The following is a 26,929-nucleotide window of genomic DNA, read 5'->3' as shown; positions in this document are numbered from 1 at the left end:
ATAATTAGACTGCCCTGAGTTTGGCCCCCGTCCCCGGCCCTGTCAACGGTCCGCCGGGTACGGTTCCGACGAGATCGCCGCACCGTGGAGAGTCCATGCCGCACCCCGAAACCGCCGCCCCGCCCACCCCGGAGCCGCCGCCCGAAGCGGTGGCGCCGCTGATGCGCAGCCTCGCCGTGCTGCGTGAACTGGCGGCCGGCGGCGGGCGGCAGGCCGTGGGTGACCTGGTGCGCGGCACCGGCCTCGCGCGCTCCACGGTCGACCGCGTGCTGAGCACCCTGACCCGGCTCGGCCACGTACGCATCGAGGGCCGCGACGCCGTACTGGCACCCCGGCTCCTGGAACTCGGCAACGCCTACCTCGCCGCCTGCGAACTCCCCGACCGGCTCGGCCCGCTCGCCGACCGGCTCGCCGACGAGCTCGACGAATCGGTCTCGCTGGCCGTCCCCGACGGCGACGGGGTGCGCTTCGTCCACCAGGCGACCCGCCGCCGCGCCATGTCGCTCGCCTTCCGCATCGGCGATCTGCTGCCCGCCGAGCGGGGCGCGCCCGGCGCGCTGTTCGCCGGCGACTGGGACCCGGCCGACTGGGAGCGCTGGCGGCTGCGCCGTGCCGCCGACCCCGCGGACGCCGGCTTCCCCGCCGTACCACCGCGGCCGCCCGGCGCCGCCGACGACCGGAGCGGCGATTTCGCGGCGCGGGTGACCGCCGCCCGCGCCGACGGCTGGTCACTGGACGACCAGCTGATCGAGCCCGGCCTGGTCGCCGTCGCCGTACCGGTCCGGGACGCGTCGGGGCGTACGGTCTGCGCGCTGAGCGTCGTCAGCCACACCAGCCGGCTGAGCGCCGACGCGCTGCGCGAGGCCGTGCTCCCCCGGCTGCGCGAGACGGTCGGCGCGATGGAGCACGCGCTGCGCGCCCCGGCGCCCGCCGCCGAGGACGCCCACGGCCCGGTCCAGGCGTCCTGGATGCGCGCCTCGAAGCAGGAACTCGGCCCCGAATTCGTCGAGTCGATGGCCCGCGGCCTGATCACCCTCACCGCGTTCGGCGCCGGCCGCGCCGCGCTCGGACTGAGCGCCGTGGCGGCGGCCACCGGCCTGGCACGGGCCACCGCCCGCCGCGCCCTGATCACCCTGGAACACCTCGGCTACGTCGCCACCGACGGCAAGCTCTTCCGGCTGACGCCGAAGGTGCTGGAACTGGGCTTCGCGCCTCTCTCCGGCCTGACGCTGCCGGCGATCGCGCAGCCCCATCTGGCCGCGCTGGTGGAGCGGGTGCACGACTCCGCGTCGATGGCGGTGCTGTCCGGCGACGACATCCAGTACGTGGCGCGGGTCCCCACCGTCCGCATCATGAGCGTCAACATCACCCTGGGCACCCGGTTCCCGGCGTACCCGACGTCGATGGGGCGGGTGCTGCTCGCCGGTCTGCCCGAGGCGGAACGGTCCGCCCGCCTCGCCCTGGCCGACCTCGCGCCGCTCACCCGGCACACCGTCACGGATCCGGAACGGCTCGCCGGTCTCCTGGCGCGGGTCCGCGCCGAGGGGTACGCGCTCGTCGACGAGGAGCTGGAGGAGGGGCTGCGGTCCCTCGCCGTCCCGGTACACGACCGCGACGGGCATGTCGTCGCCGCCGTCAACGTCTCGACGCACGCCGGACGTTGCCCGGCCGGTGAGGCGCGCGCGGCGATCCTGCCGGCGTTGCGCGAGACCGCCGAAGCCATCGAGGCCGATCTGCGCGTGGCGGGCAGGTACGCGCGCATCCCCGCGCTCTGAGCCACGCACCGCCCCCGTAACTCCGGTGTGCGGCAATTGACTTGCCCCGCTTCGCCCCACGAGAGGACCCTCGACCCCATGCCCGGCACCGCCCCCGCCCCGGGGTTTCCCGAGGATCCGCCCCGGACCGCTCCTGCCACACCTCGCACCCGCGCCGTGGCCCGCACGGTCACGGACATCCTCCAGCCCCGCAACGTCCTGCTCGCCGGGATGACCGGTATCGGCCTGGCCGCGGCCGGCGACTGGACCGGCCTGCCCTGGGGCCTGCTCGGTGCGCTGTGTGCGGGGATCGTCCCCGCCGGCTACATCGAATGGCAGCGCAGACGCGGCACATGGGGCGACCGGCATGTCGTCGACCGGACGAAGCGCGCGCCGATCTTCCTCGTCATCCTGGGCTCCATAGGCGCCGGGGCCGCCCTGATGGTCCTGGGGCACGCCCCCCACGGCATCCTGGTGGCGATGTCGGCCCTGTGGGCGATGACCGTCGTCCTGCTGGCCGTCAACACCGTCTGGAAGATCTCCGTGGACGCGGCGGTCGCCTCCTCGGTCGCTTCACTGCTCTCGGTCGTCCACTCACCCTGGTGGCTGCTCGCGTACGCGGTGGTGGCGGCGGTCTGCTGGACGCGGGTGGCGCTGGCCTTCCACTCCGTCGCGCAGACCCTGGCGGGGGCGGCACTGGGCGCGGCAACGGCGGCGGCGTTCGCGATCGGGTAGCGCCGCCTCCGGGCAACCGCCCGCGAGCAGGGCCGTCGCCGGGGCCTCAGGCCCCGGCCTTCACCTCTCCCGCCTCCGCCGCCCGGCCCGCCTCCGACACCGCGCGCCGGGCCAGTGGCACCAGACCGATGGCCACCGCGCCCAGCAGCCCCGCCAACGCGAAGGCGGTGAAGCCGAGTTGGTCGTTGCCGGCGGCGGCGAGGGTGCCGCCGAGCCAGGGGCCCGCCACGGCGCCGGTGCGGCCGATACCGGTCACCCAGCCGATACCGGTGGCGCGTTCGGCGGCCGGATAGACGCGGTCGGCCGCCGCGTACACCATCACCTGCGCGCTGAACAGCCAGACACCGGTGACCGCGACGACGGCATACGTCAGGCCGAGGGGCAGGTGGGCGCCGAGCAGCAACGCGCCGGCTGCGGTGAGCAGGAACCAGAGGGCGGAAACCCGCACCGGGCCGTAGCGGTCGGCGATACGGCCGGCGACGAGCATGCCGGCGATGCCGCCCGCGTTGATGATGAGCAGGAAGCTGACCGAGGACGTCAGGCCGTATCCGGAGGCGCGCATCATCTGCGGCAGCCAGGTGCTGACGCCGTAGACGAGCAGCAGCCCGCAGAACGAGGCGAGCCACAGGAGCGGCGTCGCCCGGCGGGCGCCGGGGGCGAAGAGGGTGCGGACCGCGTCGAGCCGGCCCCTGGCGCCCTGGGCCGGCGCGTCGGCGGGGGCCGGGCGGGCCATGCCGTAGCGGTCGGCGACGGCGTCGGCCTCCGCGGTGCGCCCCTTCGCGAGCAGCACACCCGGCGATTCCGGGAGCAGCCGCAGGAGCAGCGGAGCGGCGATGACCGCGGGCAGCACTCCGGCCCAGAACACCCAGCGCCAGCCCAGCGCGGGCGCGAGGCCGAGGCCCAGCCCCGTGGCGAACATGCCGCCCGCGTGGTACGAGGTCATCAGCAGGCCGGTGGCCAGTGCGGCCCGGCGCGGCGGGGCGAACTCCATCACCATCGACAGGCAGATGGGCATCAGGCCGCCGAGACCGAGGCCGGCGAGGAAGCGGCCGCCGCCGAACAGGGCGGGTGAGCCGGCCAGGGCGCAGACGGCGGACCCGGCGGAGAACAGCAGGACGCTGGTGACCAGGACCGGGCGGCGGCCCAGCCAGTCGGTGAGGGTTCCGGTGCCGAGGGCGCCGATGAGCATGCCGAAGGTGGTCCAGCTGCCGATGCTGCCGGCGGCGCCCGGGGTGAGGCCGAGGCCGGGGTCGTCGAGCATGTGCGGCATGACGGCGCCGTAGACGTTGACGTCCATCCCGTCGAAGAAGACGGCGAGCCAGCACAGTGCGAGGACCGGCGCGACGGAGCGGAAGGTGTGGCGGCGGCCGGGGGCCGTGGGGGTGCCGGCGGGCGGCGGGTGACCGGTGCGGGACATGGAGACCTCGGATTCACACGGGCTGGAGGCGCGGCGGGCGGTGGCGCGGCGGGGGCGACGTGCACCTGGTTCACCGGGCGCCTTCCGCGCCGGGCCACCCTCACCACTGGTTCGCCTGGTGAACTTTCGTTCGCCCAGTGCCGCCATGGATCATCTGCCCGAGGCTCATGGCTGTCAATGGCTCGCGCACACCTTCGGCGCGCACACCGCACGCGGCCCTCCGCGCACCGCCCGCCGGGTCAGTCGCCGCGCCGGGGGTGGCGGCGCAGCCGGCCCTTGACGTCGTCGTGCGGCAGGAACCGGGCCCAGCGCTCGGGGAATTCGGACGGCGGCCCGCCACCGGAGCCATCACCTCCGCCGTCCCCGTCCCCGTCGTCATCGTCGTCGTCATCGTCGTCATCCGGGTCGTCGTCCCCCGGCTCCCACGACTCCGCCGCCGCCTTCCGGCGCGCCTCTTCCGCCGCACGCGCCCGGCGCAGCTTGTCCTCGCGGGCCGCGGCCGTGGCGACCGACGGCCACACCCGGTCCAGCGCGGCGTTCATCGCGGCCCCGACCAGCACCGCGAAGGCCGACACCCCGATCCACAGCAGAACGGCGACCGGCGCGGCCAACGACCCGTAGATGGTGGGCCCCTCGACGGTCTCGGTCAGATAGACGCGCAGCAGCACGCTGCCGAGCACCCACATCGCCAGGGCGACCACCGCGCCGGGAATGTCCTCCCACCAGGCCGAACGGACCGGCACGGACACGTGGTAGAGCGTGGTCAGGAACGCGACCGACAGGATCAGGACGACCGGCCAGTACAGCGCCCGGATGGGCCCCTCGCTCGCCGGCAGCCAGCTGACGACGGCGTCCGGCCCGGCGACCATCAGGGGCAGTGCGACGGCGCCGACGACGAGCGCCGCGAGGTAGAGCACGAACGCCAGCAGGCGGGTGCGGACGATGCCGCGCCGGCCGTCGAGCCCGTACATGATGGTGATGGTGTCGACGAAGACGTTCAGTGCCCGCGAGCCGGACCAGAGGGCGATGGCGAAGCCGAGCGAGATGACGTCGGGCCGGCGGCCGGTGAACACATCGTCCAGCAGCGGCCTGGCTATCTCGTCCACGCCCTTGTCGGACAGCACGGTGTCCGAGGCGCTGAGGATGTTCTGCCGGATGCTGTCGATCGTGTCCTGGCCGATCCACGGCTCCATGTAGCCGAGCAGTCCGATGAGTCCGAGCAGCAGCGGCGGCAGCGACAGAAGGCAGAAGAACGCGGCCTCGGCCGCCAGTCCGGTGACGCGGTACTCCATGCAGGAGCTGACGGTGTCCTTGAGCAGCAGCCACGCCAGCCGGCGTTTGGAGACATTGCGGTAGAGGGCCCTGGCCCTGGTCAAACGGCCCGTGGGCCGCTCGGCTGGTTCGTGTCCTGGCTGCACTTCCCTACCGTATCCGGCATGGCAGCAACCACTCACACGGTCACGAACCAGCCCCCGCCGCTGGCCGGCTACGACGTCTTCGCGTCCGACCCGGCCCTCACCGAAGGCATCACCCGGCACGTCGACGGCACCCGGATCGACGACGTACGGGCAGAACTGGGCGCCCTGGGTCAGGCGGCCGGCTCCGTGCACGCCCAGCGGTGGGGCGAGGAGGCCAACGCCCATCCACCGGTCCTGCGCACCCACGACCGCTACGGCCACCGCCTCGACGAGGTGGACTTCCACCCGTCCTGGCACCGGCTGCTCGGCCACGCCGTCGGCGCCGGCCTCACCGACGCCTGGTCCCGCCCGGACGGCCATGTCCGGCGCACCGCCGGGTTCATCGTCTGGACGCAGGCCGAGGCGGGACACGGCTGCCCGCTGTCGATGACCCACGCGGCGGTGCCGGCGCTGCGGGCCGACCCCGCGCTCGCCGCCGAGTGGGAGCCGCTGCTGACCTCCCACGTGTACGAGCGGGAGCTGCGCCCGGCCGCCGGGAAGTCCGGGGCGCTGGCCGGTATGGCCATGACGGAGAAGCAGGGCGGCAGTGATGTGCGCGCCAACACCACCCGCGCCGAACCGCTGGCCGCGCCCGGCGAGTACGTGCTGACCGGGCACAAGTGGTTCTGCAGCGCGCCGATGTCGGACGCGTTCCTGGTGCTGGCGCAGGCGCCGGGCGGGCTCACCTGTTTCCTGCTGCCCCGGGTACTGCCGGACGGCAGCCGCAACTCCTTCCGCATCCAGCGGCTCAAGGACAAGCTCGGCAACCGGTCGAACGCCTCGGCGGAGGTCGAGTTCGACGGGCGGAGCTGGGCCCGGCGGGTGGGCGAGGAGGGGCGCGGGGTGGCCACCATCATCGAGATGGTCGCGGCGACCCGGCTGGACTGCGTCAGCGGGTCCGCCGCGGTGATGCGGCAGGCGGTGGCGCAGGCGCTGCACCACACCACGCACCGCGAGGCGTTCGGCGGCCCGCTGATCGACAAGCCGCTGATGCGCAACGTGCTGGCCGACCTGGCGCTGGAGTCGGAGGCGGCGACGACGCTCGCGCTGCGGCTGGCGGCGGCGTACGACGGCGGCACCGAGCAGGACCGGAGCTTTCTGCGGCTGGCGGTGCCGGCCGCGAAGTACTGGGTGACCAAGCGCTGCGCCCCGGTGGCGGCCGAGGCGCTGGAGTGCCTGGGCGGCAACGGCTACGTCGAGGAGTCCGGGATGCCGAGGCTGCTGCGTGAGGCCCCGCTGAACTCCATCTGGGAAGGGTCCGGGAACGTCCAGGCGCTGGACGTCCTGCGGGCCCTGCAGCGCGAACCGGCCGCGCTGAACGCCTATCTGACGGAGATCGGCGCGGCGCGCGGCGCCGACCACCGCCTGGACCGGGCGATCCGCGGCCTGCTGACCGAACTCGCCGACCTGGACGGGATCGAGGCGCGGGCCCGGCGGCTGGCGGAGCGCATCGCGCTGGTGCTGCAGGGCTCGCTGCTGGTGCGGTACGCGCCGTCCGAGGTCGCGGACGCCTTCTGCGCGTCCCGGCTGGGGGCCGACGGGGGCGCGGCATTCGGCACGCTGGCCCACACCCTTCCGCTCGCGGCGATCGTGGAGCGGGCCCGCCCGGTCACCGACGGCTGAGCGGGAGGGCGGCCGGGCACGGTCCGGCCGGACGGGAAGAGCAGCGGCGCGGCGGCGGTACCTGTCCCCTCGCGAGGAGACAGGCACGGAGGTTACCGCCGCCGCGCCGGCCGGGGAGCCGCGCCGCGCCGACTCGGCACCGCTCCCGGTCTCAGGGCCATCGCGGCGGATCCGCCGCGGTGCGTCCGCGCAGTGCCGCATCGATGGCCACGATGATGTCGCCGTCAGGTGTCTGCGGCCGGAAGCCGACCAGGACACCGCGGGCCTCGTAGAAGCGGATCACCCGCCACGCTCCGTCCGAGTCGGCCGGGTCGGCGTCGCGCAGATGCACGACCAGATCGAGGGCCGACGCCGGCAGCGGTCCGCCGATCCCCGCCACCCGGTCGAGCAGCCGGGCCGCGCCGTCGATGACGAAACCGCCGGCGGGCAGCGGCTGACGCTTGACCAGGACGTCGAGGGCGGGCAGCCGGGGTATCCCGTAGTGGTCGGCCAGGCGGGCGGCACGGGCCGTGCGCATCCCCTCGGGGGCGCCGATCACCACGAGGCGCGGAGCGGTGGCCACCATGGCGTGCTCCCTCCCCCACCGTCCCTACTGGGCACGCGGCCGACGGAGTCCCCGGCGGATTACCGTGGGCCTCCGACGGGTGTCCGGGGACCTCCGGTGTCGGGACGCCATCGGCCGCAGCACCAGATTCCCCGTGCGCGTCATAGGCCACAACGGTTGCAGTTCGTTGCAGTGGAAATGGTCAATGGCGCCTCCCCGGCCGCCAGGTGACGGCACCATGGGCACCGTCCAGGGAAGTGCCCAACGGAGAGCATCGTGAGCGAGACACCGATCAACAACGCCGTCTGGTCGGCCCAGGACGTCCGCGAGACCGCGCGCCGCCTCGCCTCGGTCCGCGAGGCGGCGCTCTCGGGCGACACCCCGCCCGACGCCCCGCGGGGCGCGCCCCGCCCGGTCATCGGCGAATCCTGGCGGCGGGTGCTGGGGTCGGGCGTCGACCCGGACCGTGACCGTCGTGAACGCCCGCTGTCCATGGCGGAGTTGGAGCACCGCCGGCAGCAGTCCCAGTTGATGACGCTGCTGCCGATGCTCCACGAGGGCCTGTTACCCGCCGCCGACGCCGCACAGCAGATCATGGTGATCACCGACGCCGAGGGACGGGTGCTGTGGCGGGAGGGCTGTGCGCCCGTCCGGCGGATGGCCGACCGCCACGGCTTCGACAAGGGCGCCGACTGGACGGAGGAGGTCGTCGGCACCAACGCCATCGGCACCGCGCTGGTGGCCCGGCGCCCGGTGCTCGTGCACTCCGCCGAGCACTTCGTCCGCACCCACCACCGGTGGACCTGCGCCGCCGCCCCGCTCCACGACCCGCGCGACGGGCGCCTGTTGGGCACCGTCGACGTCAGCGGACCGGCACACTCCTTCCACCCCACCACGCTCTCGCTGGTCTCCGTCGTCGCCCGGCTCGCGGAGGGCGAGCTGCGCAACCGGCACCACACCTCGCTGGAGCGGCTGCGGTCGAGCGCGGCGCCGATCCTGGCGCGGATCGGCGGGCGGTCGCTGGCCGTCGACCCGAACGGCTGGGTCGCAGGGGTCACCGGCATGTCCCCGCCGGACCGGGTGGCGCTGCCCAAGGCGCCCGAGGCCGGTCCGCTGTGGCTGCCGCGCTACGGCATGTGCACCCTGGAGCCGCTGCCCGGCGGCTGGCTGATCCGCATCGCCCCCCGGGAACCGGTTCCGGGACCGAGCCGGGTGCTGCTGGACGTGAGCGGCCGGGACGGCACGACGGTGACCGTGACCGGCCCGGCCGGCGACTGGTCCCACGAACTGTCCCCGCGCCACGCCGAGCTGCTGTTCATCCTCGCCGCGCATCCGGAGGGGCGCAGCGCCGCCGAGCTCGCCCAGGACCTCTTCGGCGACGGCGGGCGGGCGGTGACGGTCCGCGCCGAACTGTCGCGGCTGCGGCGCCATCTCGCCGGGGTGCTGGCCCACCGCCCGTACCGCTTCGCTGACGGTGTGGACGTCGAGCTGCGGCTGCCGACCCGGCCGGTACTGCTGCTGCCGCAGTCATCGGCCCCGGCGGTGGAGGCTGCCCGGCGGGGGTGAGGGCCGGGGTGAAGGCCCGGGGTTGCGGGTGGTGCCGACAACCCGGAGGTGAGATCCGGGCACGGCCGCGTTCGCGGAAAAACCTGATGCGTACGCGCGCTCCCCTCTCATACGATGAGGACGCTCTGACAGGACCCGCCTCGGCGGGCCCGAGCAGCTCTCCAGAAGGCCGTCGCAGAACGGGAGCAGCCCGCACGGATCGATCGCGTCTTGCGCATCGGTCCGCTCGCGCGGGCCGAACGAGCGGGCGACACGACACTCCGTGCTCACCCATGCCCTTTTGGAGAACGCTCCATGTCCGTAGGCCTTGGCCTCCCCTTTTGTGACCCCGCGCAGCTGCTCACCTGGGCCCGCCGCGCCGACGCCGCCCCGTTCAGCACCGTGGCTCTGCCCCACCGCTCGGCCCCCGGCGCCCCCGAGCCGCTGCTCGCTCTGGCGGCTCTGGCAAGCGCCACCTCCCGCATCCGGCTGCAGACCGAGCTGCCGCTCGCCCCGCCCCACCGGGCCCCGCTGCTCGCCCGGCAGGCCGCCACCCTCGACGCGCTCGCCGGCACGCGGCTCACGCTCGGCATCGGGATCGGCGACGCGGGGCCCGGCACCGGGTCCGGCGGGCACGCCGCCGAGGAGCTGGCGGCGCTGCGCGGCATCCGGTCCGGTGGGGCCACGGTGCTGTTCGGCGGCGGCGGCCCCGCCGTCGGGGAGCGCGTCGCCCGTTACGGCGACGGTTTCCTCAGCAGCACGCTCCCGTCCCCTCACCTGGACCGGCTGTTCCGGGACGTGGAGGCGGCCTGGTCACACGCCGGGCGTACGGGGCAGCCTCGGCTGTCGGCCCGGGTCAATGTGGCCCTCGGCCCGCCCCCGACCCTCGACCGGGCCCGCCGGGAGCTCCGCGCGCACGCCGCCCCGGCGGCCGGTCCCGCCCACCCGACCGATGGAGCCGAGGCCACGGACGGCGCCATCGGCTCCAGCGGCTCCATGGGCTCCGCGGACCACATCGTGAACGGTCTGCTCACCAGCCGGGATCAGATCCGTGACGCGGTAGCCGGCTGCATGGCCCTGGGCGCGGACGAGGTGCTGCTCCGCTGCTGGTCACCGGACCCGGACCAGGTCGGCCGGATCGCCGACGCGGTGTTCCCGCCGGACGGCGACTGGCCCGGCCTGACCGACGACTGACCGGCGGACCTCAAAGGGCCCGCACCGGGCGGCCCACCGGCCCCGGGTGCGGGTTCGGGGGCGGGCAGCCACGCCACCTGCCGCCCGCCCCCTCCACCACCCTCCGCCCGGAACGGCATCCCCCCAGGTCAGCGGCTGTTCCCCAGCGCCGCCGCGACGCTCACCCGTACGGCCGGAGCCGTGCTCCACCCGTTCGGCCTTCCGGTGTCGCACCGGCTCCGGTGCGCACCTAGCGTGCCGACTGCGGCCGTGCGTGCCGGTGCCCGCGGCACCGGCACCCGGGGCCGGGACGGGAGGTGAGCGATGAGCTACACGGGCCTGCCGGAGGCCCGGAGTCCGCAGCCGGCTCCGGGCCGTCCCCCGTGGGGCGCGATCGCCCTGATCGGTCTCACCGGCTTCGGCCTGGTGCGCAGTGGACTCTCCGACGAGGCCGACGGGCCTCCGCAGCCGCACACCGCCGCCACCTCGGTCTCCCCCTCCGACAGCCGCCCCGACGGCGCGGCCCCTGCGCCGCTGCCGCGCTCGGCCGCCTCCCGGGTGGCCATTCCGGCGCTGAGGGTGTCGGCCCCGGCGATCCCTCTGGGCCTCGGCAAGGACGGCTGGATCGAGGCGCCGCCTCCCGCGGACCCCAATCTCACGGGCTGGTACGCGGGCGCGCCCGCCCCCGGCGAGAGGGGCACCGCCGTCGTCGTCGGCCATGTCGACAACTTCAGCGGTCCGGCGGTCTTCTACGGTCTGGGCGCCCTGAAGAAGGGCGACACGGTCCGGGTCACCCGCACGGACGGCCGGACCGCGGTCTTCACCGTCTACGGCATCCAGGTCTACGACCAGCGGCACTTCCCGTCCCAGAAGGTCTACGGCAGCACCGGACGCCCCGAACTCCGGGTGCTGACCTGTGGCGGCGGCTATTCGGAGAGCGCCGGATACGCCGGGAACGTGGTGGTCTTCGCCCGGATGACGGCGGTGCGCTGAGGCCGGAGCCGGCAGGCGGCCGACGGTCTGCGGGCCCGCGGGCCGGGCCGGATCCGGTGCCCGGAACGCCGTGTGATGTGCTGACGCCATGAGCCATTCGGTGACCACCTGGTACCTGGAACAGACCGCGCGCGAGCAGCTGGCCCCTGCGCAGGCGCCGCCCGCCGGGCAGGGCGTCCGGATCGCCCGTTCCGAAGTACCGTCGCCGGAATTCAGCCGCTTCCTCTACACCGCCGTCGGTGGGGACGTCCTGTGGACCGACCGGCTGGCCTGGCCGTATGCGCGGTGGGCGGAGTATCTGGGCCGGCCCGGGGTGGAGACCTGGGTGGCGTACGAGCGCGGGACGCCCGCCGGGTTCATCGAGCTGGAGGCGCGCCCGGAGGGGGTCGTGGAGATCGCCTATTTCGGGCTGCTCCCGGGCTTCCGCGGGCGCCGCATCGGCGCGCATCTGCTCTCCTACGGCACGGCGCGGGCCTGGGACCTGGCCGAGCGGTGGCCGCAGCGCGCACGGACCGCGCGGGTGTGGGTGCACACCTGCAGCGATGACGGCCCGCACGCGAAGGCCAATTACGAGCGGCGCGGCTTCCAGCTCTTCGACACGAAGGTGGGCGAGGAGCCCGAGGTGCCTGCCCCCGGCCCGTGGCCCGGTGCGGGACGGGCACTGCCCGCCGGAGAGTGACCGACACCACACCGTCTCGCGATGCGAGACTGTGGTGTCCAAATTCTGGATGACGGTGGACTGGCCGGAGAACGGCGTGACACGCTTCCGTCATGTCTACAGCTGGAATTGCCTTGGTGAGTCGGCGGCACGTCGACCTCGGCCGCGTGTCCAGCGCCATCTGTCCGGCGCGCTGACGCTGCATCGACCAGGGGCCCACGGCCCCGGACAGCACCGCCGGCACCATCGCTTTTCCACGCCGTCCCCATCGTCGCGGACGCGCTGACATCCCTCGACTCCGCAGGTCATCACCCCTCGACGCGTTGGCGCGCGCCGCCTATCGGTGTGTCCGCACGGATCACCGCGGGCGATGTCCGCAATCCCGTCCGCCCCCTTGAGTCGCCCCGAAGGACGTACACCCATGGCCGCCACACCGGAAAGCCCTCAGCCTCAGGCCGGGGGTACCCCCACCGCAGCTGCCACGACCCGCCGCAAGGCCGGACGCCATCGCGGCGAGGGCCAGTGGGCCGTCGGTCACTTCACGCCACTCAACGGGAACGAGCAGACCAAGAAGGACGATGACGGTCTCAATGTGCGGACACGCATTGAGACGATCTACGCCAAGGCCGGTTTCGACTCGATCGACCCCGGTGACCTGCGCGGGCGGATGCGCTGGTGGGGTCTCTACACTCAGCGCAAGCCCGGGATCGACGGCGGCAAGACCGCGATCCTGGAGCCCGAGGAGCTGGACGACCGCTACTTCATGCTGCGGGTCCGGATCGACGGCGGGCGGCTGACCACCGAGCAGCTGCGGGTGATCGGTGAGATCTCCGAGGAGTTCGCGCGCGGCACCGCCGACATCACCGACCGGCAGAACGTCCAGTACCACTGGATCCGCATCGAGGACATGCCGGAGATCTGGCGGCGCCTGGAGGGTGTGGGCCTGTCCACCACCGAGGCGTGCGGCGACACCCCGCGCACCATCCTCGGCTCGCCGGTCGCCGGGATCGCCGCGAACGAGATCATCGACGGCACCCCGGTCATCGAGGAGATCCACCGCCGGATCGTCGGCAACCCCGCGTTCTCCAACCTGCCGCGCAAGTTCAAGACCGCGGTCTCCGGCTCGCCGCTGCTGGACGTCGCACACGAGATCAACGACATCTCGCTGGTGGGCGTCGAGCACCCCGAGCACGGTCCGGGCTTCGACATCTGGGTCGGCGGCGGACTGTCCACCAACCCCAAGCTCGGTGTGCGGCTGGGCGCCTGGGTCAGCGCCGAGGAGGCCGCCGACGTCCACGAAGGCGTCATCTCGATCTTCCGTGACTACGGCTACCGCCGGCTGCGCACCCGCGCCCGCCTGAAGTTCCTGGTCGCCGACTGGGGGCCGGAGAAGTTCCGCCAGGTGCTGGAGGACGAGTACCTGGGCCGCAAGCTGACCGACGGCCCCGCCCCGGCGCAGCCGGACCAGCAGTGGCGCGATCACGTGGGCGTGCACCAGCAGCAGGACGGCCGCTACTACGTGGGCTTCGCGCCGCGCGTGGGCCGGGTGGACGGCGCCACCCTCACCAAGATCGCCGAACTGGCCGCCGACCACGGCTCGGGCCGGGTGCGTACCACCGCCGAGCAGAAGATGATCGTGCTGGACGTCGACGAGACACAGGTCGACTCGCTGGTCTCCGGTCTCGAAGCGCTGGACCTGCGGGTCAAGCCGTCCCCGTTCCGGCGCGGCACGATGGCCTGCACCGGCATCGAGTTCTGCAAGCTGGCGATCGTCGAGACCAAGGGCCGCGGCTCGTCGCTCATCGACGAACTGGAGCGCCGCCTGCCGGAGTTCGAGGAGCCGCTGACCATCAACCTCAACGGCTGCCCGAACGCCTGCGCCCGTATCCAGGTCGCGGACATCGGTCTCAAGGGCCAGCTGGTGCTGGACGGTGACGGCAATCAGGTCGAGGGCTACCAGGTGCACCTGGGCGGCGCGCTGGGCCTGGAGGCCGGGTTCGGCCGCAAGGTGCGCGGGCTGAAGGTCACCGCGGACGAACTCCCCGACTACGTCGAGCGGGTGCTGCGGGCCTTCCAGGAACAGCGCACCGACGGCGAGCGGTTCGCCCAGTGGGCGGCTCGCGCGGAAGAGGGTGCCCTGAAGTGAGCGAGCGAGCCGCTCCGTTCTACTGCCCGTACTGCGGTGACGAGGACCTGCGGCCCTCCGAGGAGGGCTCGGTTCGCGGCGAGGGCGCGGCGTGGGAATGCCGTTCGTGCAGCCGGGCGTTCCGGCTGAAGTTCCTCGGCCTGCTCTCCCAGGGCCTGCCCCCCGCCACGTCACCATCCGATGGAGGTGCGTCGTGACCACTGCCACCGATCTGCCGCAGCTTGCCGAGCGCGCGGGCCGCGACCTGGAGGACGCGGCCCCGCTGGAGATCCTCAAGTGGGCCGCCGAGACGTTCGGTTCGCGCTTCTGCGTCACCTCCTCGATGGAGGACGCGGTCGTCGCCCACCTCGCCTCGCGCGCCTTCCCCGGTGTGGACGTGGTGTTCCTGGACACCGGCTACCACTTCCCGGAGACCATCGGGACCCGGGACGCGGTAGCGGAGGTGATGGACGTCAACGTCATCACCCTCACGCCCCGTCAGACGGTCGCCGAGCAGGACGCCGAGCACGGGCCGAAGCTGCATGACCGCAATCCCGACCTGTGCTGCGCGCTGCGCAAGGTCAAGCCCCTCGAAGAGGGCCTGACCGCGTACGACGCATGGGCGACCGGGCTGCGCCGGGACGAGTCCCCGACCCGGGCGAACACCCCCGTCGTCGGCTGGGACCCCAAGCGCCAGAAGGTCAAGGTCTCGCCGATCGCCCGCTGGACACAGGCCGACGTGGACGCCTACGTCAACGAGCACGGTGTGCTCACCAACCCCCTGCTGATGGACGGCTACCCCTCCGTCGGCTGCGCGCCCTGCACCCGCCGGGTCCTGGCGGGCGAGGACGCGCGGGCCGGCCGCTGGGCCGGCAGCAACAAGACCGAGTGCGGACTGCACTGATGGCCGGGCAGGCAACTCATCAGCGCACCAAGGAAGTTCCCGACGTTTCAGATGTTCCAGACCTTGCGGATGTTCAGGAGAAGCCGATGACGGGCGCCACGGTGTGGCTGACCGGTCTGCCCAGCGCGGGCAAGACCACGATCGCCCATGCGCTCGCGGAGCGGCTGCGCGGCGAGGGCCGCCGGGTCGAGGTCCTGGACGGCGACGAGATCCGGGAGTTCCTCTCCGCGGGCCTCGGCTTCAGCCGCGAGGACCGGCACACCAACGTCCAGCGGATCGGCTTCGTGGCCGAACTCCTCGCGAGCAACGGCGTCATCGCCCTGGTGCCGGTGATCGCTCCGTACGCCGACTCCCGTGAGGCGGTACGCAAGCGTCACCAGACCGAGGGCAGCGCGTATCTGGAGGTGCACGTGGCCACGCCGGTCGAGGTGTGCTCCGAGCGCGATGTGAAGGGGCTGTACGCCAAGCAGGCGGCCGGCGAGATATCCGGCCTGACCGGCGTGGACGACCCCTACGAACAGCCCGAATCACCCGACCTGCGCATCGAGTCGCACACCCAGACCGTGCCGGAATCCGCAGCCGCCCTGCACGCGCTGCTCGTCGAAAGGGGACTGGCGTGACCACCGCGACCGTTCTGAACGAGACCGGCGGCGACTCCGGGGGCGACAGCCCCTACGCGCTGTCGCACCTGGACGCCCTGGAGTCCGAGGGTGTGCACATCTTCCGCGAGGTCGCGGGCGAGTTCGAGCGGCCGGTGATCCTGTTCTCCGGCGGCAAGGACTCCATCGTCATGCTGCACCTCGCGCTCAAGGCGTTCGCGCCGGCCGCGGTGCCCTTCTCACTGCTGCACGTCGACACCGGGCACAACTTCCCCGAGGTCCTCGCCTACCGCGACCGCGTGGTGGAGCAGCACGGACTGCGGCTGCACGTCGCCTCCGTGCAGGACTTCATCGACCGCGGTGAGCTGCGCGAGCGCCCCGACGGCCTGCGCAATCCGCTGCAGACCGTCCCGTTGCTCGACGGCATCAGCTCGAACCGCTTCGACGCCGTCTTCGGCGGCGGCCGCCGGGACGAGGAGAAGGCGCGCGCCAAGGAGCGGGTCTTCTCGCTGCGCGACGAGTTCGGCGGCTGGGACCCGCGCCGGCAGCGCCCCGAGCTGTGGCAGCTCTACAACGGCAAGCACTCGCCGGGCGAGCACGTCCGCGTCTTCCCGCTCTCCAACTGGACCGAGCTGGACGTGTGGCAGTACATCGCCCGCGAGAAGATCGAACTGCCCGCCATCTACTACGCGCACGAGCGTGAGGTGTTCTCCCGCGACGGCATGTGGCTGTCGCCCGGCGAGTGGGGCGGCCTCAAGGACGGCGAGCGCCTGCAGACCCGGCAGGTGCGCTACCGCACCGTCGGCGACATGTCCTGCACCGGTGCCGTCGACTCCGACGCCGACACCATCGAGGCCGTCATCACGGAGATCGCCGCCTCCCGGCTCACCGAGCGGGGCGCGACGCGGGCCGACGACAAAATGTCCGAGGCCGCCATGGAGGACCGTAAGCGCGAGGGGTACTTCTAACCATGACCACGATCAACACCGTTGACGCGGGCGCCACCTCGCTGCTGCGCTTCGCCACCGCCGGATCCGTCGACGACGGCAAGTCCACGCTGGTCGGGCGGCTGCTGCACGACTCCAAGTCGGTCCTCACCGACCAGTTGGAGGCGGTCGAACGCGCCTCGCTGGGCCGCGGGCAGGAGGCGCCGGACCTGGCGCTGCTCACCGACGGTCTGCGGGCCGAGCGCGAGCAGGGCATCACCATCGACGTCGCCTACCGCTACTTCGCCACGCCGCGGCGCCGCTTCATCCTCGCCGACACCCCCGGCCATGTGCAGTACACCCGCAACATGGTCACCGGCGCCTCCACCGCCGAGCTGGCCGTGGTGCTGGTCGACGCCCGCAACGGCGTCGTCGAGCAGACCCGCCGGCACGCCGCCGTCGCCGCGCTGCTGCGCGTCCCGCACGTCGTCCTCGCCGTCAACAAGATGGACCTCGTCGACTACGCCGAGCCCGTCTTCGCCGCGATCGCCGAGGAATTCACGACCTACGCGGCCTCGCTGGGTGTCCCGGAGATCACCGCGATCCCGATCTCCGCGCTGGCCGGCGACAACGTCGTGACGCCGTCGTCCCACATGGACTGGTACGGCGGACCGACCGTGCTGGAGCACCTGGAGACGGTGCCGGTCGTCGACGACCCGGAGGACGACCCGGCCCGCTTCCCGGTCCAGTACGTCATCCGCCCGCAGACCGCCGAGCACCCCGACTACCGCGGCTACGCGGGCCAGGTCGCCTCCGGTGTGCTGCGCGTCGGCGACGCCGTGACCGTGCTGCCGTCGGGCCGTACGAGCACCATCGAGGGGATCGACGCGCTCGGCGAGGCCGTGGACGTCGCCTGGGCGCCGCAGTCGGTGACCGTCCGGCTCAGCGACGACCTCGACATCTCCCGGGGCGACCTGATCGCGCCGACCGCCACCGCGCCCACCGTGTCCCAGGACATCGAGGCGACGATCTGCCATGTGGCGGACCGTCCGCTGACCGTCGGCCAGCGGGTGCTGCTCAAGCACACCACCCGCACCGTCAAGGCCATCGTCAAGGACATTCCCTCCCGGCTGACCCTCGACGACCTCTCCCAGCACCCCGCACCGGGCGAACTGGCCGCCAACGACATCGGCCGGATCGTCGTGCGCACGTCCGAGCCGCTGGCGCTGGACGCGTACGCCGACTCCCGGCGCACCGGGTCCTTCCTGCTGATCGACCCGGCGGACGGGACGACGCTGACCGCCGGTATGGCGGGCAACGCCTTCGCCGAGGCGGCCGCCGAGGTCGCGCCGGCCGCGGTCGCGGCGGACGACGACGGATGGGACTTCTGACGATGCCCAAGGACATGTTCTCGACCTTCGCGAAGGAGGGCGGCCGCATCGGCAGCGGCGCCCTCGGCAGCGGGCAGGGCGGAGTCGGCCGATGTGTGCGCTGACGATGCCTGACTCCGGATGCCCGACACCCCCTTTCCGAAGATCCACTGAATTGCCGGGCGCGCCCTAGAGGGGCGCGTACAGACCCGGCCCTCCGAGAGGAACACCTCCCGTGTCTGCCGTTCGTCACCGCCTTCTGGCGGCCACCGCCACCGTCCCGTTGCTGCTCGGCGCGCTGGGCGCCTGCGGCTACGGCTCCGAGGCCAAGAAGGACACCGCCGCGAACGTCGCCCCCAAGGGCGCGAAGACCGACGGGCTCGACGAAGTGAAGATCGGCTTCTTCGGCAACACCACCCATGCCACTCCCCTGGTCGGCCTCCAGACGGGCCGGTTCCAGAAGGAGCTGGGCGGCACCAAGGTGAAGCCCACCCCCTTCAACGCGGGCCCCGCCGAGATCGAGGCGCTCAACTCCGGCGCCATCGACATCGGCTGGATCGGCCCCTCCCCCGCGATCAACGGCTACACCAAGTCGCACGGCAAGAGCCTGAAGATCATCGGCGGCTCGGCCTCCGGCGGTGTCTCGCTGGTGGTCAACCCCAAGAAGATCAAGAGCCTGGACGATCTCAAGGGCAAGAAGATCGCGACTCCGCAGCTGGGCAACACCCAGGACGTCGCGCTGCTGAACTACCTGTCCGAGAAGGGCTACAAGGTCGACGCCACCACCGGCAAGGGTGACGTCACCGTGCAGCGCACCGACAACAAGGTGACACCGACCGCCTTCCAGTCCGGCGACATCGACGCCGCCTGGGTCCCCGAGCCCACCGCTTCCAAGCTCGTCAGCGCCGGCGGCAAGACGCTGCTGGACGAGAAGAAGCTGTGGAAGGACGGCAAGTTCGTCATCACGAACATGATCGTCTCGCAGAAGTTCCTCAAGGAGCACCCCAAGGCGGTCGAGGCGGTGCTGCGGGCCTCGGTCAAGACGAACGACTGGATCCGGTCTCACCCTGCCGAGGCGAAGAAGGCGCTCAACGACCAGCTCGCCGACCCGGACATCTCCGGTAAGGCGCTGCCCGCCGACGTCATCGACCCGGCGTTCAAGAACGTCGACGTCACCGACGACCCGCTGGCCGCCACCCTCCAGGAAGAGGCTGACCACGCGGTCAAGGCAGGCCTGCTGCACAAGCCCGACCTCAAGGGCATCTACGACCTGACGCTGCTCAACAAGGTGCTCAAGTCCGAGGGCAGGCCGCAGGTCGACGACGCCGGACTCGGCAGCAAGTAGCCCCGCACCGCACCGCAGTCCCCAGGAGGTGACACCGATGACGACCACCACGCTCACCAAGCAGCCCGCCACGGCGGACCCGGCCACCGCCGCTCCGTACGCCGCTCGCATCGACCATGTCTCGAAGTCGTTCGGCCGTCCCGGCGCGCAGCAGCACGTCCTGGACGACATCACCATCGATGTCGCACCGGGCGAGTTCGTCTGCCTCCTGGGGGCCTCGGGCTGCGGCAAGTCCACCCTGCTCAACCTCGTCGCCGGGCTCGACGCGCCGTCCGTCGGCGGCATCGAGACGCCCGGCGGCCGGCCGGCGCTGATGTTCCAGGAGCATGCGCTCTTCCCCTGGCTCACCGCGGGCCGCAACATCGAACTGGCGCTGCGGCTGCGCGGAGTGCCGCGCGCCGAGCGGCGCGACGAGGCCGAACGGCTGCTGGAGCTCGTACGGCTCAAGGGCGCGTACGGCAAGCGGGTGCACGAGCTGTCGGGCGGCATGCGCCAGCGCGTCGCGATGGCCCGCGCCCTCGCGCAGGACAGCCAACTGCTGCTGATGGACGAGCCGTTCGCGGCGCTCGACGCCATCACCCGGGACGTCCTGCACGACGAACTGACCCGCATCTGGCGCGAGACGAATTTGTCGGTCCTCTTCGTCACGCACAACGTCCGCGAGGCCGTACGGCTCGCCGAGCGGGTGGTCCTGCTGTCCTCCCGTCCGGGCCGGATCGCCCACGAGTGGCGGGTGGACATCCCGCAGCCGCGGCGTATCGAGGACTCCGCGGTCGCCGACCTTTCCGTCGAGATCACCGAACAGCTCCGTGGGGAGATCCGCCGCCATGGCCAGCACTGACACCCAGGCCCCGTCCGCCGCCGGACCGGCCGGCAAGAACGCCGGCCCGGCGGCCGACCGGGCCGGCACCAACCCGGGCGATGCCGCCGGCGACCTCGCCGGTCTGGAGGCCGGGCTGGACGCTCTGGACTCCACGGTCGTCGCCCGCCAGCCCTGGCTGCGCACGGCCGCCTCGAAGGCGCTCCCCCCGCTCGTCGCCGTCGCGATCGTGCTCGCGCTGTGGCAGCTCGCCTACCACTTCGCCCTCAAGCCGCACTACCTGCTGCCGAGCCCCGTCGACGTGGCCCGCTCGCTGCAGGACAAGTGGCTCGAGGGCACCCTGCTCGGCTTCGTCTGGACCAGTGTCTCGCGCGGCGCCCTGGGCTTCCTGGCCTCGGTCGTCATCGGTACGGCACTGGGTCTCGTCGTCGCCCGGGTCAGGGTCGTACGGGCCGCGATCGGACCGATCCTCAGCGGGCTGCAGTCGCTGCCGTCGGTGGCCTGGGTGCCGGCGGCGATCATCTGGTTCGGGCTGAGCGACGCCACCATCTACGCGGTGGTGCTGCTCGGCGCCGTCCCGTCCATCGCCAACGGGCTGGTGGCCGGCGTCGATCAGATTTCTCCCCTCTATCTGCGGGCGGGCCGCACCATCGGCGCGACCGGCCTCGCCGGTGTCCGGCACGTCCTGCTGCCGGCCGCACTGCCCGGCTACATCTCCGGCCTCAAGCAGGGCTGGGCGTTCTCCTGGCGCTCCCTGATGGCCGCCGAACTCATCGTCAACGCGCCCGACCTGGGCACCGGGCTGGGCCAGCTGCTGGAGCAAGGCCGCGAGTTCCAGGACATGTCCTGGGTGCTCGCCGCGATCCTGCTGATCCTCATCGTCGGTATCGGTATCGAGCTGCTGATCTTCGCCCCGATCGAGCGTCGGGTGCTGCGCAGCCGCGGTCTCCTGGTGAAGAGCTGAATCATGGACGCACGCCCCACCCTCCTCGTCATCGCTCACGGCAGCCGCGACCCGCGGCACGCCGCGACCGTCGCCGCGCTCTGCGCGCGGGTACGCGCGCAGCGGCCGGGTCTGCGCGTCGAGGTCGGCCATCTCGACTTCAACGCGCCGAGCGTGCCCCGCGTGTTGGAGCGCCTGTCGGCCGAGGGCGTACGCGAGGTGGTGGCGCTGCCTCTGCTGCTCACCCATGCCTTCCATGCGAAGTCCGACATCCCTACGGTGCTGCGGGAAGCCACCCGGCGGCTGCCGCTGCTGACCGTCCACCAGGCCGAGGTCCTCGGCCCTTCCTCCCTCCTGACCGCCGCGCTGGAACGCCGGCTGGAGGAAGCCGGGCTGCGGCCCGGCGACCGCCGCTCGACCGGGGTCGTTCTGGCCTCGGCGGGCTCCTCAGACCCGGAGGCGATCGCAGTGATCGCTGAAATCGCGCGGGAGTGGCGGCGCACCGCTGGTTGGTGTGCCGTGCGACCTGCGTTCGCCTCCGCATCTCTTCCCCGCACGGCGGATGCCGTGCGGGCCCTACGGGCCGACGGCGTCGGCCGGGTGGCCGTCGCCCCGTACGTCATCGCGCCCGGCTTCCTCCCGGACCGCATCGCGGCCGGGGCCCGGGAGGCCGACGCCGACGTCCTCGCGCCGGTGCTCGGCGACGCTCCCGAACTGGCCACCCTGCTGCTCCGGCGCTACGACCGGTCGGTCCTCGCCACGGTCCACCGCGCGCCGGCCGCGCTGAGCGCCTGAGACCTCCCCTCACCCGGCGTCAACCGGTCCGCGCATCTGTTGACCGGCATCGGGCATCACACGTCGGGCGTCGGGTCGGGCGTCGGGCAAACACGCACCCATCGGGCGCACGCCCCCGGCCGGTCGCCTGCCATCGCTCACCCCGCCATGGCTCACCCCGCCGTCGCGACGGCCGGGCCGGACGGCCGGGTGTCAGCCCTGCCCTTCTCGTAGACGGTGAGCCCTCGCGCCAGATGGAGGGGCACCAGCATCAGCTCCACGACGAGCGCCTTCCAGGCGTAGACGAGGTTGACTGCCTTGGTCGCGTAGACGCAGGGGAGGTTCAACAGGACCCCGGAGAGCGGCAGTTTGCGGCGGTGGGCGGCATAGATCAGGGGTGGCAGCGTCAGCAGCAGCTCCGCCCCGGCCCACCAGCCGACGGCCGCAGCGGGCGGTTGGTCCGTCGTGGCGGCGACCAGAAACGGGGTGGCCCACCACAGCGGTGCCGTGAGGATCTCCAGGACGGCGAGCAGCACCCACACCGCCAACAGTGGTTTGTGCACGACCAACTGCCCGAAATGCAGCCGGACGTTCTGACAGAAGCCGGCCATCCAGCGCCATACCTGCTTCCGCAGATATCTGAGATCCTCCGGATCTGCGGCAAGCGCCTCCGCACCGGAGACATATCTCGCCTGCCTGCCGGCGATCTGCTGCGACCAGGTGTAATCCATGTCCTCCACGATGGTCCGCTCGGGAAATCCGCCGAACGCCACCAGATCGTCGCGCCGGAAGGCGGAGCAGCAACCCGAGCACACCATGGGGCTGTTGGCGAGAGCCTGGATGGGGCGGTGCCAGTGGAAGCCGAAGAGATACTCCGTGGACCGGCCGCGCTCCCAGATGGTGCGGGTATGGCGGGTGCGGACCGCGCCCGCGGCGACCGTGACGCCGGGGTCGTCGAAGGCGGGCAGCACGGTCTCGATGTAGTCCGGCGCGAGGACCGTGTCCGCGTCGACGGCGAGGACGAGGTCGGTGGTGCAGTGCGGCAGGGCGAAATTCTGCGCCTTGGCCTTGCTGCCGAGATTGTGCGGCGGACGCAGCACGGTCACTCCGTGTGAGGCCGCCACTTCTCCCGTCCGGTCGGTGGACGCGTCGTCCACGACCAGCACGCACTCGGGCAGGACCGTCTGCCGCGCGAGCGACTCAAGCGTGGCCGGCAGCCCCTCCTCCTCGTTGTGAGCGGGCACGATGACGGTAACGGTGTGCATGGTGAACTCCCCCTGTCCCCTTGCGGATCATTGCGGCGGTGACAGCGATCAAGCCGATCACGCCGTAGACGATGGTGCTGAAGCCGATGAACGGCAGGCCTCCGTGCATGTCACCGACCGTAGCGGGATGGGGCGTTGACCGGTTGCGGAGGCCGCCTCCTGTGGATAACCGGAGAATCCGACTCCCGGCCGGCCTCACTCGGCGAGGCGGCACTCGGCGATGCAGTACGTATACGGCGAGGCAGTACGTACGCGGCGAGGCGGCGCGCTCTGCGTACCCAGCGCACTCAGCACGCCCGACACACGCGGGCACCGCCCCCCGGACACTCACGCACTCACGCAGGTTCGCCGCGCTCGCGCCACCGGCCGGACCGGTCAATTCCGTATACCGGACTGCGCTTTCCGCGCCATCCGGGCATGCCGCGAATTCTCCGCGACCGGTGGCACTTGACCGAATTGCGTCACCAATACAGGAACGTACCCATGGCGATCCGCCGCCCCGGCAACGTTCATCAAATGGTGATGCCATCGCCGAATTCGCCGAAGACTCCTGACAGGAAGGCCCGCAAACTCCGCATTCCGGCGCAGCGTCGCACACCACGCCGCGTTTCGGCGTCCCGTAACCGGACAAGTTCCTTGCCGGTAAGCCGTTGCGCGGGGTTGGACGTCTGCGCCCCTCCCACAAACACGGTATCGTCCCGCGCATCGCCACGAGCCAACATCAAGTCCTCCGGGCGGTTCGGTCGGCACCGCCGGGTTAATTGAATGCTCCACCTTCTGGCTGCTGGGCCACCCCCACTCGCCGTCCGAAATGAGCGAAGCCGCTACCGCGCCTTCCTTGGAGTCGCGCTGACCTGCTACATGAAGCCCGCCGAACCAGGCGCGTGAGGCATCGCCTCAGGCACGTAGAGGCCGGCCCTGTTTGTACCGAGGGAGAATAGATGCAACAGCAGATAGCGCCGATAATGATCGTATTCGGGATCTTCCTGATCTCGATGATCGTCATGGGTATATGTATCTACCAGGAAACCCAGACCTTCAACGATTTCACCCTCGGCGGGCGTCGGCTCAAGGCTCTGGTGGCCGCCTTCTCCGCAGAAGCCAGCGATATGTCGGGCTGGTTGTTCCTCGGCCTGCCGGGCGCCGTGTATGCGTCGGGTATCGGCTCCACCTGGATCGTCGTCGGCCTCCTCATCGGCACGTACCTGAACTGGCGCTTCGTGGCACCGCGGCTGCGCACGTACACCGAACTCGCCAACAACTCGGTGACGTTGTCCGCATATCTGGAGGAGCGGTTCGAGGACGACAGCAGGATTCTGCGCATCGTCTCGGCGACCGTCACCGTCGTGTTCTTCACCGTCTACGTGGCGAGCGGCCTCGTCGCCGGCGGCCTGCTGTTCAATCAAATCTTCGACGTGGGCTTCCAGTTCGGACTCACCGTCTTCGCCGGCGTGATGGTCCTCTACTCCGTCCTCGGCGGATTCCGCGCGGTCAGCACCTCGCACCTGGTGCAGGGCACGCTGATGTTCCTCGCCGCATGTGCCCTCCCCGCGATCGGCATCTGGCAGCTCGGAGGCTTCGGCGCACTGCAAGACGCGCTCGGCCGCGAGACCCCGGCACTGCTCGACATGGGGGCCAAGCCCAGCTTCGTCGGCGACGGGTGGAACGCCGGCCACTCGCTCGGCGCGATCGCAGTGATCTCCATGCTCGCCTGGGGACTCGGCTACTTCGGCCAGCCGCACATCCTGGCCCGCTTCATGGGCATCCGCAGCACCCGTGACATCCCGGCGGCCCGGCGCATCGGGGTGAGTTGGGCCGTCATGACGCTGGCCGGTGCCAGCCTCATCGGGCTCCTCGGGATCGCGCTGCTCCAGGAGCCGCTCACCGACCCGGAAACGGTCTTCATCGAACTGTCCAAGCAGCTGGCCACCCCGTGGTTCACCGGTGTGCTGCTCGTCGCCATTCTCGCCGCGATCAAGTCCACCGCGGACAGCCAGCTGCTGGTCACCGCGACCTCCATCACCGAGGACTTCTTCCACGCCTTCATCAACCGGCGGGCCTCGGACGCGGCGCTGCTGTGGGTGGTCCGCGGAACCGTGATCGGTGTCGGGCTCGTCGCCTACGTGATCGCGCTCAACGGCGGCGCCGTGCTGGAGATCGTCGCCTACGCCTGGGCAGGCTTCGGCTCCGCATTCGGCCCGGTACTGCTGCTGTCGCTCTACTGGCCGCGCATGACGAAGGCCGGCGCGATGGCGGGCATCCTGTCGGGCGCACTCACCGTCATCCTGTGGAAGCACATCGACCCGCTCCTCGGCCCGCTGCAGAGCGGCGTGTACGAGATGGTGCCCGGGGTCCTCGTCGCCACCGCCGCCGCACTGTCCTTCGGCACCTTCGTCGGCCGCCCCCCACGGCGCTCCTGGGTCGGCACGATGGAGCAGGTGCACACCTCCGAGATGGCGGGCTCACCCGGCCGCGTCTGACAAGTGCACGGCCGGTTCGGACAGTTGGCGGGCCCGGCATGCCGTCGTGCGGCTGCGCGCCAGGCCGCGTACGGCGCAACGGGGGCGGGGCGGGAGCGCGCGATCGGCGCCCCCGCTCCGCCCCCGCCAGGCTCCGCTGCGCAAGGCTCCGGTCAGGACGCACGCCCTTTCGGGGGAAGTCTGCGAACACCGTGGACCGGACGAGCCCCATGGTCGCGAAAGCGCCACGACGCAGGACGGGCGTACGTCGGGCGCAAAACGGGCGTAGAACGGGCGCAGGACGGGCGTAGGACGCGTGATCGCCCCGATCCGTCCGCGCAGGCCGAGCAGGCCGAGCAGCCGATCACGCCGGCAGAATCACGGCCCCCGGCGCGCAGCAGTACGGAACCATGGGGAGCGCCCCGCTTCCCTCAGCCCCAGGTCACCCAACCCCTCCAGACGGGCCCCGGAATCGCCAGGTTGCCGCCAACGAGGTGCGGCACCGGGTACGGGCGAGCGAGCAAGCAAGCGCTACGCCGCGCGCTACATCCACCGGGGGGCGATCCCCCTTCGGCATGCGGATCGCGCTGCGAATCACGCCTGCGGATCGCGCCGTGGACCCCGAAACCTATTCGTCATTGCCGAACAAGCGACCTAGCAAAACGCAGCAGCCACGGATCCGCCAAGAGGCGTCCGAACGACGAGAAGACTTGGTCAAGACGTCAACCAATGCCGTGTAGCGACTTGTTGCGCACTTGGCGGCGGAGGGCCGGAGCGGGCTCGATGGCTCCTCAAGCTACTCTCGCGTTCTGTATTGTCGAACGACGTTCCGACTCATAGAGTCGTCGTTCATGACACCGTTGGTTGGCATCGTGCTCGTGTCGCACAGTGCGGAGATCGCCTTGGCGCTGCGCTCACTGATCGAGCAGATCGGTTGCGGAGGAGTCGTCGTCGCCACGGCCGGTGGCACCGACGACGGTCGCACGGGGACGAGTTACTCCCTCATCCTCAAGGCCCTCGGCACCGCGGACGCCGGCGCCGGGGTGGTGGTCCTGCCGGACCTGAACAGCTCGGTGCCCACCGCTCGGCTCGCCCTGCGCGATCACCCCGGCACCCATGCCGTCATCGCCGACGCCCCGTTCGTCGAGGGGGCGGTGGCGGCCGCACTGACCGCCGCGCGCGGCGCGGGTCTGTTCACCGTCGTCAGAGCGGCCGAGGACGCCCGTCATGCCGGCAAGTTCTGAGGGGGAGGGGGAGGGCGCGGGAAGCCACGCCTCCCGCCAAGGGTCCGCCGACGCATCCGACGCTCCCTACGCCCACTGGCCGTAGTCGCCCTGGTCGTCGGCGTACGGCCAGTAGCCGTTGGCCTGGGCGTAGGTATTCGCGCCGAGAATCGGCGTGTCGACCGAGCCGATGAACCCCATCCCCTTTGCCTTGAAGGCAGGTTGATGGTCTCGGAAAAAGGGCTCCCCGACACGAAGCCGCCACGCCGGCTTCGAC

General features: G+C 71.9%; 24 protein-coding genes. 20 read left to right on the top strand and 4 right to left on the bottom strand.

From position 1 onward, the window contains the following. Nucleotides 1-95 precede the first annotated feature (95 nt). Together ACIRQ7_RS21765 and ACIRQ7_RS21760 are read left to right on the top strand one after the other, a co-directional pair. Nucleotides 96-1,775, top strand: coding sequence for an IclR family transcriptional regulator C-terminal domain-containing protein (locus tag ACIRQ7_RS21765; RefSeq protein WP_404264469.1), 1,680 nt, complete (start codon nt 96-98; stop codon nt 1,773-1,775). 78 nt (nt 1,776-1,853) lie between these two features. Next, entirely contained in the window at nt 1,854-2,489 is a 636-nt protein-coding gene (locus ACIRQ7_RS21760; RefSeq protein ID WP_404264467.1) for a hypothetical protein, read from the top strand. A 46-nt stretch (nt 2,490-2,535) separates the two neighbouring features. Here ACIRQ7_RS21760 and ACIRQ7_RS21755 read toward each other — a convergent pair whose 3' ends face one another. Both ACIRQ7_RS21755 and ACIRQ7_RS21750 read right to left on the bottom strand, forming a co-directional pair. Continuing rightward, entirely contained in the window at nt 2,536-3,906 is a 1,371-nt protein-coding gene (locus ACIRQ7_RS21755; RefSeq protein WP_404264465.1) for an MFS transporter, read from the bottom strand. Between the two features lie 239 nt (nt 3,907-4,145). Next, nucleotides 4,146-5,324, bottom strand: a complete 1,179-nt coding sequence (locus ACIRQ7_RS21750) for a YihY/virulence factor BrkB family protein (RefSeq protein ID WP_404264463.1) — start codon at nt 5,322-5,324, stop codon at nt 4,146-4,148. Between the two features lie 18 nt (nt 5,325-5,342). Between ACIRQ7_RS21750 and ACIRQ7_RS21745 the strand changes: the two genes are divergently transcribed. After that, nucleotides 5,343-6,986, top strand: a complete 1,644-nt coding sequence (locus tag ACIRQ7_RS21745) for an acyl-CoA dehydrogenase family protein (RefSeq protein ID WP_404264461.1) — start codon at nt 5,343-5,345, stop codon at nt 6,984-6,986. A gap of 151 nt (nt 6,987-7,137) precedes the next feature. Here ACIRQ7_RS21745 and ACIRQ7_RS21740 read toward each other — a convergent pair whose 3' ends face one another. Beyond that, entirely contained in the window at nt 7,138-7,551 is a 414-nt protein-coding gene (locus ACIRQ7_RS21740) for a hypothetical protein (protein WP_404264459.1), read from the bottom strand. Between the two features lie 255 nt (nt 7,552-7,806). Between ACIRQ7_RS21740 and ACIRQ7_RS21735 the strand changes: the two genes are divergently transcribed. From ACIRQ7_RS21735 to ACIRQ7_RS21665, 15 genes are all read left to right on the top strand, one after another. Continuing rightward, nucleotides 7,807-9,096 (top strand): GAF domain-containing protein, encoded by a 1,290-nt coding sequence (locus ACIRQ7_RS21735; RefSeq protein ID WP_401470672.1) that lies wholly within the window; start codon nt 7,807-7,809, stop codon nt 9,094-9,096. 294 nt (nt 9,097-9,390) lie between these two features. Beyond that, complete coding sequence (locus ACIRQ7_RS21730; protein ID WP_404264457.1) at nt 9,391-10,269, top strand: LLM class flavin-dependent oxidoreductase; 879 nt, start codon at nt 9,391-9,393, stop codon at nt 10,267-10,269. A gap of 303 nt (nt 10,270-10,572) precedes the next feature. Continuing rightward, complete coding sequence (locus ACIRQ7_RS21725) at nt 10,573-11,241, top strand: class F sortase (protein ID WP_404264456.1); 669 nt, start codon at nt 10,573-10,575, stop codon at nt 11,239-11,241. An 88-nt stretch (nt 11,242-11,329) separates the two neighbouring features. Beyond that, the gene (locus tag ACIRQ7_RS21720; RefSeq protein ID WP_404264455.1) at nt 11,330-11,920 is read left to right on the top strand and encodes a GNAT family N-acetyltransferase; all 591 of its coding nucleotides are present in this window, start codon (nt 11,330-11,332) and stop codon (nt 11,918-11,920) included. A 92-nt stretch (nt 11,921-12,012) separates the two neighbouring features. Further along, nucleotides 12,013-12,096 carry a putative leader peptide gene (locus tag ACIRQ7_RS21715; RefSeq protein WP_401471443.1) on the top strand — a complete coding sequence of 28 codons (84 nt, stop codon included), beginning with the start codon at nt 12,013-12,015 and terminating at the stop codon, nt 12,094-12,096. Between the two features lie 224 nt (nt 12,097-12,320). Further along, entirely contained in the window at nt 12,321-14,045 is a 1,725-nt protein-coding gene (locus ACIRQ7_RS21710) for a nitrite/sulfite reductase (RefSeq protein ID WP_404264453.1), read from the top strand. Continuing rightward, nucleotides 14,042-14,242, top strand: a complete 201-nt coding sequence (locus ACIRQ7_RS21705; protein WP_401470687.1) for a hypothetical protein — start codon at nt 14,042-14,044, stop codon at nt 14,240-14,242. Before ACIRQ7_RS21710 ends, ACIRQ7_RS21705 begins: the two co-directional genes overlap by 4 nt. After that, nucleotides 14,239-14,928: a phosphoadenylyl-sulfate reductase gene (locus ACIRQ7_RS21700; protein WP_401470690.1), complete on the top strand. Its 690-nt coding sequence runs from the start codon at nt 14,239-14,241 to the stop codon at nt 14,926-14,928. Before ACIRQ7_RS21705 ends, ACIRQ7_RS21700 begins: the two co-directional genes overlap by 4 nt. Nucleotides 14,929-15,014: 86 nt before the next feature. After that, nucleotides 15,015-15,548, top strand: coding sequence for an adenylyl-sulfate kinase (gene cysC / locus ACIRQ7_RS21695; protein ID WP_401470693.1), 534 nt, complete (start codon nt 15,015-15,017; stop codon nt 15,546-15,548). Continuing rightward, complete coding sequence (gene cysD, locus ACIRQ7_RS21690; protein ID WP_404264451.1) at nt 15,545-16,495, top strand: sulfate adenylyltransferase subunit CysD; 951 nt, start codon at nt 15,545-15,547, stop codon at nt 16,493-16,495. Before cysC ends, cysD begins: the two co-directional genes overlap by 4 nt. Nucleotides 16,496-16,497: 2 nt before the next feature. Further along, the gene (locus ACIRQ7_RS21685; protein ID WP_404264449.1) at nt 16,498-17,844 is read left to right on the top strand and encodes a sulfate adenylyltransferase subunit 1; all 1,347 of its coding nucleotides are present in this window, start codon (nt 16,498-16,500) and stop codon (nt 17,842-17,844) included. Between the two features lie 214 nt (nt 17,845-18,058). Continuing rightward, nucleotides 18,059-19,168: an aliphatic sulfonate ABC transporter substrate-binding protein gene (locus tag ACIRQ7_RS21680; RefSeq protein WP_401470702.1), complete on the top strand. Its 1,110-nt coding sequence runs from the start codon at nt 18,059-18,061 to the stop codon at nt 19,166-19,168. A 37-nt stretch (nt 19,169-19,205) separates the two neighbouring features. Beyond that, nucleotides 19,206-20,009 carry an ABC transporter ATP-binding protein gene (locus ACIRQ7_RS21675; RefSeq protein ID WP_403672205.1) on the top strand — a complete coding sequence of 268 codons (804 nt, stop codon included), beginning with the start codon at nt 19,206-19,208 and terminating at the stop codon, nt 20,007-20,009. Then, a complete protein-coding gene (locus tag ACIRQ7_RS21670; RefSeq protein WP_404264446.1) occupies nt 19,996-20,952 on the top strand; it encodes an ABC transporter permease in 957 nt (318 codons plus the stop codon). Before ACIRQ7_RS21675 ends, ACIRQ7_RS21670 begins: the two co-directional genes overlap by 14 nt. A 3-nt stretch (nt 20,953-20,955) precedes the next feature. Further along, nucleotides 20,956-21,726: a sirohydrochlorin chelatase gene (locus ACIRQ7_RS21665; protein WP_404264444.1), complete on the top strand. Its 771-nt coding sequence runs from the start codon at nt 20,956-20,958 to the stop codon at nt 21,724-21,726. A gap of 152 nt (nt 21,727-21,878) precedes the next feature. Here ACIRQ7_RS21665 and ACIRQ7_RS21660 read toward each other — a convergent pair whose 3' ends face one another. Further along, nucleotides 21,879-22,970, bottom strand: coding sequence for a glycosyltransferase family 2 protein (locus ACIRQ7_RS21660; protein WP_404264442.1), 1,092 nt, complete (start codon nt 22,968-22,970; stop codon nt 21,879-21,881). Nucleotides 22,971-23,911: 941 nt separating this feature from the next. Here ACIRQ7_RS21660 and putP point away from each other — a divergent pair. Both putP and ACIRQ7_RS21650 read left to right on the top strand, forming a co-directional pair. After that, entirely contained in the window at nt 23,912-25,450 is a 1,539-nt protein-coding gene (gene putP / locus ACIRQ7_RS21655; RefSeq protein ID WP_401470717.1) for a sodium/proline symporter PutP, read from the top strand. A gap of 830 nt (nt 25,451-26,280) precedes the next feature. Continuing rightward, complete coding sequence (locus tag ACIRQ7_RS21650; RefSeq protein WP_401470720.1) at nt 26,281-26,673, top strand: PTS-dependent dihydroxyacetone kinase phosphotransferase subunit DhaM; 393 nt, start codon at nt 26,281-26,283, stop codon at nt 26,671-26,673. Nucleotides 26,674-26,929: the final 256 nt, after the last annotated feature.

This window comes from Streptomyces sp. NPDC101393 (assembly GCF_044767385.1).
Lineage (GTDB): Bacteria > Actinomycetota > Actinomycetes > Streptomycetales > Streptomycetaceae > Streptomyces.
The sequence above is the reverse complement of the archived record's forward strand: the minus strand, read 5'-3'. Positions and strand labels throughout refer to the sequence as shown.

Bases quoted from the DNA above. Each gene is read 5' to 3' on its own strand.
- ACIRQ7_RS21765 (WP_404264469.1), top strand. From the start codon at position 96: ATGCCGCACCCCGAAACCGCCGCCCCGCCCACCCCGGAGCCGCCGCCC.
- ACIRQ7_RS21760 (WP_404264467.1), top strand. From the start codon at position 1,854: ATGCCCGGCACCGCCCCCGCCCCGGGGTTTCCCGAGGATCCGCCCCGG.
- ACIRQ7_RS21755 (WP_404264465.1), bottom strand. From the start codon at position 3,906: ATGTCCCGCACCGGTCACCCGCCGCCCGCCGGCACCCCCACGGCCCCC.
- ACIRQ7_RS21745 (WP_404264461.1), top strand. From the start codon at position 5,343: ATGGCAGCAACCACTCACACGGTCACGAACCAGCCCCCGCCGCTGGCC.
- ACIRQ7_RS21740 (WP_404264459.1), bottom strand. From the start codon at position 7,551: ATGGTGGCCACCGCTCCGCGCCTCGTGGTGATCGGCGCCCCCGAGGGG.
- ACIRQ7_RS21730 (WP_404264457.1), top strand. From the start codon at position 9,391: ATGTCCGTAGGCCTTGGCCTCCCCTTTTGTGACCCCGCGCAGCTGCTC.
- ACIRQ7_RS21725 (WP_404264456.1), top strand. From the start codon at position 10,573: ATGAGCTACACGGGCCTGCCGGAGGCCCGGAGTCCGCAGCCGGCTCCG.
- ACIRQ7_RS21720 (WP_404264455.1), top strand. From the start codon at position 11,330: ATGAGCCATTCGGTGACCACCTGGTACCTGGAACAGACCGCGCGCGAG.
- ACIRQ7_RS21715 (WP_401471443.1), top strand. From the start codon at position 12,013: ATGTCTACAGCTGGAATTGCCTTGGTGAGTCGGCGGCACGTCGACCTC.
- ACIRQ7_RS21710 (WP_404264453.1), top strand. From the start codon at position 12,321: ATGGCCGCCACACCGGAAAGCCCTCAGCCTCAGGCCGGGGGTACCCCC.
- cysC (WP_401470693.1), top strand. From the start codon at position 15,015: ATGACGGGCGCCACGGTGTGGCTGACCGGTCTGCCCAGCGCGGGCAAG.
- ACIRQ7_RS21685 (WP_404264449.1), top strand. From the start codon at position 16,498: ATGACCACGATCAACACCGTTGACGCGGGCGCCACCTCGCTGCTGCGC.
- ACIRQ7_RS21675 (WP_403672205.1), top strand. From the start codon at position 19,206: ATGACGACCACCACGCTCACCAAGCAGCCCGCCACGGCGGACCCGGCC.
- ACIRQ7_RS21670 (WP_404264446.1), top strand. From the start codon at position 19,996: ATGGCCAGCACTGACACCCAGGCCCCGTCCGCCGCCGGACCGGCCGGC.
- ACIRQ7_RS21665 (WP_404264444.1), top strand. From the start codon at position 20,956: ATGGACGCACGCCCCACCCTCCTCGTCATCGCTCACGGCAGCCGCGAC.
- ACIRQ7_RS21660 (WP_404264442.1), bottom strand. From the start codon at position 22,970: ATGCACACCGTTACCGTCATCGTGCCCGCTCACAACGAGGAGGAGGGG.
- putP (WP_401470717.1), top strand. From the start codon at position 23,912: ATGCAACAGCAGATAGCGCCGATAATGATCGTATTCGGGATCTTCCTG.
- ACIRQ7_RS21650 (WP_401470720.1), top strand. From the start codon at position 26,281: ATGACACCGTTGGTTGGCATCGTGCTCGTGTCGCACAGTGCGGAGATC.